The sequence below is a fragment of the Methylobacterium sp. J-067 genome (assembly GCF_022829465.1).
Taxonomy (GTDB): Bacteria; Pseudomonadota; Alphaproteobacteria; order Rhizobiales; family Beijerinckiaceae; genus Methylobacterium; species Methylobacterium litchii.
Genome location: NZ_JAKSXZ010000019.1, coordinates 1 through 7,602, shown reverse-complemented (window position 1 = coordinate 7,602; position 7,602 = coordinate 1). Strand labels below are relative to the sequence as shown.

General features: G+C 69.5%; 13 protein-coding genes and 1 pseudogene. 8 read left to right on the top strand and 6 right to left on the bottom strand.

All coding sequences use genetic code 11. The annotated features are described in order from the left end of the window. Positions 1 to 313: 313 nt before the first annotated feature. The 3 genes from MKK52_RS00540 to MKK52_RS00530 all read right to left on the bottom strand — a co-directional run bounded on the left by MKK52_RS00540 (position 314) and on the right by MKK52_RS00530 (position 2,703). Positions 314 to 1,084: a hypothetical protein gene (locus tag MKK52_RS00540; RefSeq protein WP_243951798.1), complete on the bottom strand. Its 771-nt coding sequence runs from the start codon at positions 1,082 to 1,084 to the stop codon at positions 314 to 316. Between the two features lie 24 nt (positions 1,085 to 1,108). Next, the gene (locus tag MKK52_RS00535; RefSeq protein ID WP_243951797.1) at positions 1,109 to 1,642 is read right to left on the bottom strand and encodes a CsbD family protein; all 534 of its coding nucleotides are present in this window, start codon (positions 1,640 to 1,642) and stop codon (positions 1,109 to 1,111) included. Between the two features lie 110 nt (positions 1,643 to 1,752). Then, positions 1,753 to 2,703, bottom strand: coding sequence for a PhnA-like protein (locus MKK52_RS00530; RefSeq protein WP_243951796.1), 951 nt, complete (start codon positions 2,701 to 2,703; stop codon positions 1,753 to 1,755). A 257-nt stretch (positions 2,704 to 2,960) separates the two neighbouring features. Between MKK52_RS00530 and MKK52_RS00525 the strand changes: the two genes are divergently transcribed. The 5 genes from MKK52_RS00525 (at position 2,961) to MKK52_RS00505 (ending at position 5,580) form a co-directional block, all read left to right on the top strand. Continuing rightward, positions 2,961 to 3,170: a hypothetical protein gene (locus MKK52_RS00525; protein ID WP_243951795.1), complete on the top strand. Its 210-nt coding sequence runs from the start codon at positions 2,961 to 2,963 to the stop codon at positions 3,168 to 3,170. Between the two features lie 107 nt (positions 3,171 to 3,277). Beyond that, on the top strand, positions 3,278 to 4,612 hold the full coding sequence (locus tag MKK52_RS00520) for an alpha/beta hydrolase (protein WP_279597559.1): 1,335 nt from the start codon (positions 3,278 to 3,280) through the stop codon (positions 4,610 to 4,612). A 59-nt stretch (positions 4,613 to 4,671) separates the two neighbouring features. After that, positions 4,672 to 5,085: a DUF1236 domain-containing protein gene (locus MKK52_RS00515; RefSeq protein ID WP_243951793.1), complete on the top strand. Its 414-nt coding sequence runs from the start codon at positions 4,672 to 4,674 to the stop codon at positions 5,083 to 5,085. Positions 5,086 to 5,107: 22 nt separating this feature from the next. Continuing rightward, a complete protein-coding gene (locus MKK52_RS00510; RefSeq protein ID WP_243951792.1) occupies positions 5,108 to 5,347 on the top strand; it encodes a 3',5'-cyclic-nucleotide phosphodiesterase in 240 nt (79 codons plus the stop codon). Next, positions 5,347 to 5,580: a hypothetical protein gene (locus MKK52_RS00505; RefSeq protein ID WP_243951791.1), complete on the top strand. Its 234-nt coding sequence runs from the start codon at positions 5,347 to 5,349 to the stop codon at positions 5,578 to 5,580. Before MKK52_RS00510 ends, MKK52_RS00505 begins: the two co-directional genes overlap by 1 nt. Before the next feature lie 15 nt (positions 5,581 to 5,595). Here the strand turns inward: MKK52_RS00505 and MKK52_RS00500 are convergent, their stop codons facing one another. The 3 genes from MKK52_RS00500 to MKK52_RS00490 form a co-directional block, all read right to left on the bottom strand. Further along, positions 5,596 to 5,733 (bottom strand): hypothetical protein, encoded by a 138-nt coding sequence (locus MKK52_RS00500; RefSeq protein ID WP_243951790.1) that lies wholly within the window; start codon positions 5,731 to 5,733, stop codon positions 5,596 to 5,598. A 78-nt stretch (positions 5,734 to 5,811) separates the two neighbouring features. Next, entirely contained in the window at positions 5,812 to 6,042 is a 231-nt protein-coding gene (locus tag MKK52_RS00495) for a hypothetical protein (protein WP_243951789.1), read from the bottom strand. Between the two features lie 33 nt (positions 6,043 to 6,075). Further along, positions 6,076 to 6,372: a hypothetical protein gene (locus MKK52_RS00490; protein WP_243951788.1), complete on the bottom strand. Its 297-nt coding sequence runs from the start codon at positions 6,370 to 6,372 to the stop codon at positions 6,076 to 6,078. Positions 6,373 to 6,610: 238 nt separating this feature from the next. On the opposite strand from MKK52_RS00490, the gene MKK52_RS00485 reads away from it, so the two are divergent. The 3 genes and pseudogenes from MKK52_RS00485 to MKK52_RS27045 form a co-directional block, all read left to right on the top strand. Then, on the top strand, positions 6,611 to 7,015 hold the full coding sequence (locus tag MKK52_RS00485; RefSeq protein WP_243951787.1) for a hypothetical protein: 405 nt from the start codon (positions 6,611 to 6,613) through the stop codon (positions 7,013 to 7,015). A 71-nt stretch (positions 7,016 to 7,086) separates the two neighbouring features. Next, a pseudogene (locus MKK52_RS27155) lies at positions 7,087 to 7,137 on the top strand (hypothetical protein); the annotation flags it as partial. Between the two features lie 176 nt (positions 7,138 to 7,313). Further along, a partial coding sequence (locus MKK52_RS27045) for a DUF3658 domain-containing protein (RefSeq protein WP_313898717.1) occupies positions 7,314 to 7,602 on the top strand: 289 nt, incomplete at its 3' end.

Sequence of the window (7,602 nt, the reverse complement as noted above, 5' to 3'; positions counted from 1 at the left end):
CTGTCCATGACCACGGGGGATGCCTGCCGTCTCGGGGGCCGCCTTAAGGGTTGCGAGCCCCGACCAGCCGTCCATCTCCGGCATCATAACGCGGAGCAGGATCGCCAGGGGACGGAGCGACCTGTCGAGTGCCAATCCGGTGCGTCCATGGCCCGCCGTGCGTACCCCGAAGCGCTAACGTTCGAAGCGCCGATGGTGCAGCCGCCCCTGATCCTTATGCCCGTCCTCGTGCTCGTCAGTTACCTCGTCCCGTCCGGGCCGGCGGGAACCCTCGGTCCTCGTATGCGCCGTGCCTTGGTCGACGTGGGTCGGGTCACAGGGTGAGAAGCAACGCGGAGTACCCGGCGCCCCCGAGCGCGAAGGCCCAGAACCGGCTTTGGCGCTCACTTGGAACCTCGTCCTTGAGGACGTTCAGGATCACGCCGCCGCCGAGGAAGGTCGTCAGGGCGGCGATGGCCGCGTCGGATACGGCGGTGATGGCCCCGAGCACGAACCCCGCCAGCACGGCGACGACGAGGAGCCATCGCCCGATCGTGCGATAAGCCGCCTTGTGGTCCTCGTTCAGGCCGTAGTCCGTGACGACGAAGTGCAAGGCCATCGCCACGGTGAAGAAGGCTAGGGAGATCGGCCCCGTCATCTCGCGATGGAGGAGGAGGTAGCCCACGAGGCCGTTGTAGAGGCCGAAGGACACCATGTGGATCCAGAACACCCCGGCTCCCGTGCCTACCTCGGCCGGAGCATCGCGGGCATCCGTGACGGGGATGCCGGCTCGGCGGGAGCGGTCGACCTTCGCCAGCCTGTCCAGTCCGTAGAAGGCCATCAGACCGCCGAGGGCGATCAAGTAGACGTGCCGCTCCGAGAAGCCGCCGAGGGTGTCGCCGGCCATCCGGCCGACGCTGGTTTCGCCGGCGGCCAGTTCCGGCAAGAAGTGCACGAACACGTAGGCCACCGCGACACCACCGGCCGCCGAAAGCCAGACGCTACGGGGCGAACCGTCGAGGAAGCGAAGGGCGGGCGTCACGACATGGACAGCCGAGAGTAGGACGGCCGCCAACGTCGCCAGGATCGGTACCACGCCGGTCACGCCTCCGCCTTTAAGCTGCCAGGGTCAGCGACGACCGTGGATCACGAGCGCGAGCAGGTAGCCGATGGCGCCGGCCATCACCACCAGGCCCAGCGGGGACTCCTTCGCGTATCGGCTGACCGTGTCAGTGCCCTGGCGGTAGGCGCGCTCGGCATCGGGATAGCTCTCGCGTCCCTGCCGCAGGGCGCCGCGGGCAAGGTCGCCGGCCTGGTCGGCGACGTCCCGGACCGCGTCCTTGGCCTGCCCGTAGAGGTTCTCGACGGAACCGCCGACCTCGTTGGCCCGGCCCCTGGCCTGGGTCTCGCGGTCGCCGGTCAGGTTGCCGACGGCCCCCTGCACCTTGCCGCCGAGTTCCCGCGCGGCGCCGGACACCCGGTCGCCGTCGATGCCGCCGCGGACAGCGTCCTTGGCCTTCCCGTACAGGTTCTCGGCGGCGCCCTTGGCCTCGTCGAGCTTGCCCTCAGCCTGGGTCGAGCGGTCGCCCGCCAGTTCCCCGGCCTTGCCCTCGACCTTGCCGCCGAGTTCCTTGGCGGCGCCGGTGATGCGGTTTTCGTCCATGGCTGCGCTCCTGGGTTCAAGGGTTGTGGTTCCGCCCCACGGCTGGGATGGCCGCGGGGCTCCGGTCTCGGATCGGCTCAACGCTTAAGCCGACACGGCGGTGCCGACGCTCAGACTCGACGCTGGGCGACCGGGGCGACGACGGTGCGATCCGCCAGGGGCCCCTTGGCCCCGCCGCGACCGGCGAGGAAGGCGGCGATGGCACCAAGGATCAGCGCGAGGGCGCCGTAGAGCGCACCCTGCGAGGCGACGCGGGCGGTGGCGTCGGCGGCCTGCTTGGCCTGCTCCTTCGCCTTGGCGACCGTGTCCTTGTACTGCTGAGTGTACTGTTGGACCTGGGTGCGGGCCTGTTCCACCGGCTCGTTCTGGGCCTTTGCCAGCGCCTGCGCAGCCTTCTCTTGGGCATCGGCCTGCTGGGCGGCGTCGCCGGTCACCGCCGCACGCACTGCCGTGACAGCCGCGTCCTTCAGCGCTTGGGGGTCGTTGCCGGTGTTGGCGCGAACCTGACCCTCGATGTTGGAGAACGGGTTGTCCATGCCCGGCAGTGACGGGGCAGCGGCCTGCGCGGCGGTCTTCACCGAACCGCCGACAAGGCTGCCGGCACCGCCGAGCGTGCTGGAGACGGCGCTGAAGGCGCCGCTGGCCACGCCGCCGACCGCGGACGACAGGAGGTATATGACCACGAGGGTCGAGACGGCCCAGGCTACCAGACCATGGAAGCCACCGGTGTTGAGCACGGGCTTGCCCGCAAGGCGCCCGGCGAGCCATCCGCCGGCGGCGGAGGCGAGGATGCCGGAGACCACGAACCAGATCCCGGCGCCCGAGGACAGCGACCCCGCGGTGGGGGTGCCGTTCCCGGCCGGGTCGACCGTCGACAGGCCGATGCCCAGCCCGACCATATTGAGGATGACCTGGGCGACCAGCGCGATGACCGCGCCGGCGAAGATCGCCCCCCAGGCCACCTTGTGGACCGCGATGGTGCGCAGGTCGTCGGCGGGATACCCACCGGCTGCGTAGGGCCGGTCGAGGTCGGTGCGTGTCGTATCGGGGGCCAGGGCCATCGGTCTCGGTCCAGTGCTGCTGCGAATGCCTCGACATGCCCATGGGGGGCACGTCGAGCGGTCAAGCCGTCCTGCGCGCCCGATGTTCCACGGATTAACATCGTACGGTGAGGTTGCAGAACCTATCGTTCGACCACTCAGCACCGGCACATCGGCATCCGCCGGTATGTAGCCGGTCCCGGACGAGATGGCGGGCGGGAACTTGGATGGAGCTTGACCGTTAGTGGCGTAGAACAGCAACGCTTCGGACGAACGCCGTGAAGACAGTCATCGCCGCCCTCGTCGTCACCACCTTCGCGTCGATACTTCCGGCTGCCGCTTCCGAGACGGCGCCGAGCCTGCGGCGTAGCGTCGACACCACGACCGTCTCGACCGATGGCAAGGATGACAAGGCCGGGTCGACCTCCGGCGAGACGCAGCCTACCAGGAAGATCAGGGTGGTCCTCGCCTCGCCGTACGGGAACTGACCCCGCATCCGCTACGCGCCACCGTTTGGACACGCCGCTTGGCGGCCGAGCCCGCCTGACGCCGCAATCGCCCGCCAATACCTTCCTGCCTTGACGGTTCGTGAACCATGCCCGTTCACGGCCGATACGGGGATGCGGGTCGGGTGGTGCGGGTGTCGTTGCAGAAGATACGGAACGTCCGCGCTTTGGTGGTCGCCTCGCTGATCCTGGCGCTCCCGGCGTGTTCCGGGCGCCCGACCGGGGTGCTGTTGCCCATTGCCCAGACCGAACAGCTGCCGGGCACGTCGCGCGTCGACATGCTCGTCGCGACGACACGTAAGTCGGCGACCGACCGTGGCGTGCTGTTTTCGGGCGAACGCGGCGACGCCGTGACCTACACCGACCTGGCGGTCTCCATCCCGCCCGACGCCATCCGCCAGCCAGGCTCCGTGCAGTGGGCGAAAAGCCTGCCGGGTAACCCGGCGACGGATTTCGTCGCGCTGCGCGCCGATCCGGTCGAGCGGGGGAAGGTCGCGGCCTGGACCGGCCGTGCGGTCCGTCGCGGGGCCAAGCGCCATGTGCTGGTGTTCGTGCACGGGTTCAACAACAAGTTCGAGGACGCCGTCTTCCGCTTCGCGCAGATCGTCCACGATTCCGGCGCCGAGGTCGCCCCGGTGCTGTTCACGTGGCCCTCCAAGGGGTCGGTGCTCGCCTACGGCTACGACCGGGAGAGCACCAACTTCTCGCGCAATGGCCTGGAGACGCTGTTGCGGGATCTCGCCAAGGACCCGAACGTCGGCGAGATCACGGTGCTGGCCCACTCCATGGGCAATTGGCTGACGTTGGAAAGCCTGAGGCAGATGGCGATCCGTGACAGGCGCGTCGCCCCGAAGATCCGCAACGTCATCCTGGCCGCGCCGGACGTCGACATGGACCTCGCCCGTACCGCGTTCCGTGACATGGGGTCGGACCGGCCCCGGCTGACGTTGATGGTCTCCGGCGACGACCAGGCGCTTGCGGTCTCCCGCCTCGTCTGGGGCGATAGCGTCCGTCTCGGGGCCATCGACCCGACCGCCGAGCCGTACAAGTCCGAGTTGGAACGCCAGAACATCGGTGTCTTGAACCTGTCGACGGTCAAGGGCGACGACCCACTCAACCACGGCAAGTTCGCCTCGGGCGAGGTCGTCGCGTTGCTGGGCAAGCGCTTAGCCGACGGGCAGCCGATCTCCGACGGGCAAATTGGTATCGGCGACCGGCTCGTGAGCACGGCCGCCGGCGCGGCCTCAACCGTCGCGACCGGCGCCGCGCTGGCGGTGGCCGCCCCGGTGGCCATCGTCGATCCACAGACGCGCGAGACCTACGGCGAGCACCTCTCGAACGTCGGCAGCGGATTCAAGGACACCGTCGGCTCGACGGCCAACCTCGCCGCCGCGCCCCTGCGCGCCGTCACCGGCAGTCGCTGACCGTCCGGGGCGGGTCAGTCTGGATGGGGCCATGTCCCCGGCACTAGGGAGATGAGACGATGACGCGGAATGTCTGGCTCACCGTCGCGGTGGTGACGTTGGCGTGGGCGGGCTCCGTCCAGGCCCAGGGCCTGGAGCGCGGGGCGCAAGAGGGTGCCGACCGGGGTGGGATGATCGCCGGCCCCCTCGGGGCGGTGGTTGGCGGCGCGGTCGGCGCGGCGGTCGGTACGGCCAACGGCATCCTCGGCATCGACCGCCGCGCGCGCTTCCGCGTCTACGCGCTGGGCGAGCGGCGTCCGTCCTTCGCCTACGCCGGTCCCGTCCGTGTCGGGACCGTTCTGCCCGATGACGGTGTTGTCTACTACGACGTGCCCACCGAGTTCGCCCTGCCGAACTACAACTACACCGTCGTCAACGACCATCCCGTGCTCGTCGACCCACGCACGCGCCGCGTCGTCGAGGTCATCGACTGAAACCTTCGCCACGAGGACATTTATGACCCGCAGCCTCGGCTTCGCGGCCTGCATCGCGCTCCTGTCGGCCACGCCCGGCCTCTGCGCCGGGCAAGGCAGAAAGGAACTCAAGCGGTACTGCACCGGCGACGCGACGATGTTTTGCGGGGACGTCGACCCCGGCAGCAAGGCGATGGAAGCATGCTTCGAGAAGCACCGGAAGGAGCTGTCGGAGCATTGTCGCCGGGCCATCGAGGCCTATCAGGCGAGGGGCGGCAAGTGATGGGGACCCGGACCTTCATGGCGGCGGCGCTCCTCCTCGGCGGCTGCATCGGTGCGGTCGCCCAGGACCAGCCGATCACGAGCCCGCAGGACGCCCAGTGCCGGGACGAGGCCCGGGACAAGGTGTTCACCGCGCCGAACCCCCAGGGGCTGACGCCGTTCGCGTTGGGCGCGGAGATCTACCACGCCTGCATGAGGCGGCTGGGTGCGGAAACGAAGCCGCCGCGCGAGTAGGCGCGGCGGTCGCGGTCACCAGGCGTCGATGGGCCCCGGGGGCTGCGGGGCCGGCACGTCCGCCGGTGGATCGCCTTCCGGGGTCGAGGGTCCGGGCGGCGGGTCGCCGATGGGCGGGGCCGGATCGTCGCCGGGGCGGGGCGTGTCGGACATGCGTTCGTCTCCTCCTGCCGGCGGTACGTTGACGAGCCGGACATCGGGGCAACGCAGCACCCGTCTCCGCGGTCCCCGTCACGGGACGACCGGCGTCTCCTCGAAGTGCACGTGCGTGATCACGCGGCGCATCTCGGCGACCAGCGCCTCGACCTCCGCGGTGGGGATGCCCGGTTTGAGGTCGAAGGCGAAAGGCTTCATCGTGTCGGCCGGTCCGGTTCCGGGCAACGCCTGTTGCTCCAGCATGATGTACGGGTTGCCGTTCTCGTACTCCTTCACGCGCACGCACAATTCGACGAGCTGGGTCATGGTCGGCTCCTTGGGAAAGTCGGGGGTTCGACGTCAGGCGGCGAGCGCCCAGGGACGGACCGAGGTCGCGACCCGGGTGCCACGGCGTTCGACGGCGACCGCGAGGCACAGGGCGGCCCGGGCGGCCTCAACGAGCGCGGGACGACGGTCGGCCTCGGCGAGGACGAGGCTGTTGGCGACGTCGAGCCAGGCGTGCCGCGACCGCACGACCGGCAGGCGCGCGTCCTCGACGGCGCGACGCGCTTCCGCCACGGAGGATAGGCTGTCCGGGAAGCCGACGAGGCCGGCCGTGGAGACGGGGGTCGAGAACTGAAGGTTTCGGTCGGACATCGGCGGCTCCACTATTGCGTATGTCGGGAGGAAACCGCTCGATTGTGTTGCCAGCGGTGTCGAATGGTGGTCGCAATCGGGCGGCGGAACGATTTGTCCGGCGGATCTTCGACGTGACCGTTCAAACGAGGTCATCACATTCGGTCCAGGTTTACGATGGCACGCACCGCGGTGGCGCCGATGGCAGCGTCGCCGGCCTTCCGGCCGCCGAGGTCGACGGTTACAATTCGAAAAGCCCGTGGCTTCTGCGGTCACACCCGGGAACGATGTCGAACCGATCATGGCGGATGGGCCCATCAGTCCAGGCTGGTTGCGTCCGGCACCGGGCATCGAGCGGGAGGTTCCGATGAAGGCCTTGCGATTGACAGGGACATCGCTCGCGGTAGCCATCGCTTCCATCGTCCCGCCTGCCACACGAGCCCAGTCCGGCCAGGGGACAGTAACGTGCCGCGACGAGATCGGGCCCGCTGCCGCCAAGCGTCTCGTCGCCCAGTGCTTCGATGCCTCGCCGGCCACGCACCCGCCGTGCAACGCCGTGAACCCGTGCGCGATGATCCGCGAGGAGATCGCGCGCAGTTGCAAGCTGTTCGAGGCGTCGAGCCCGCTACCAGCGGACCTCTGTGCCGCGGGCCGCACGCCGTGACCGGCTCGTCGAAGGTCGTCCACGTGGCCTGGGGCGCGGCAAGGGCCGACTCCGTCAGGCAGGCCTTACGAATGCAGGGCCGCACGGAACGGGTGATCGCGCTGACGCACGTCCTCGACGTGGGGCCCATCGAACCGTTCGATCCCGACGCGCGCCGGGGTTGGTTCGCCGAGAACACGCGGCCGGACGACGAACCGGAAGGGGAGCCCACCGATCCGGAGGCACCCTGGGCGGAGGCGACGGACCCCGGCGTCCAACCGGTATACTGGGGCTGCCTGACCGACGCGGCGGAGCACGCGTGCTTCCTCAGGTTCGTAACCCGCATAGCCTCGCGCCCCTTCGACATCGTCGAGGTGATCGGCTCGGATTGCCCCCGAGCGGGTACCGCCTCACCGGTCTGGTCGTTGGCCCAGTTGCGTCCCGAGGAGATGGTCGCGGCCGATCTCGGGGCAGGAGAAAGCCGTTCACCGAGGCCGAGAACAACGCGGCCGTGGCCCGCTGGGCGGAGTTGCGGCGGGAGAACGCGCCGCTGCGCATCGTGCGAGAAGGGATCTTGGTTTCGGCGCCCCTGACCCATTTCGACGATG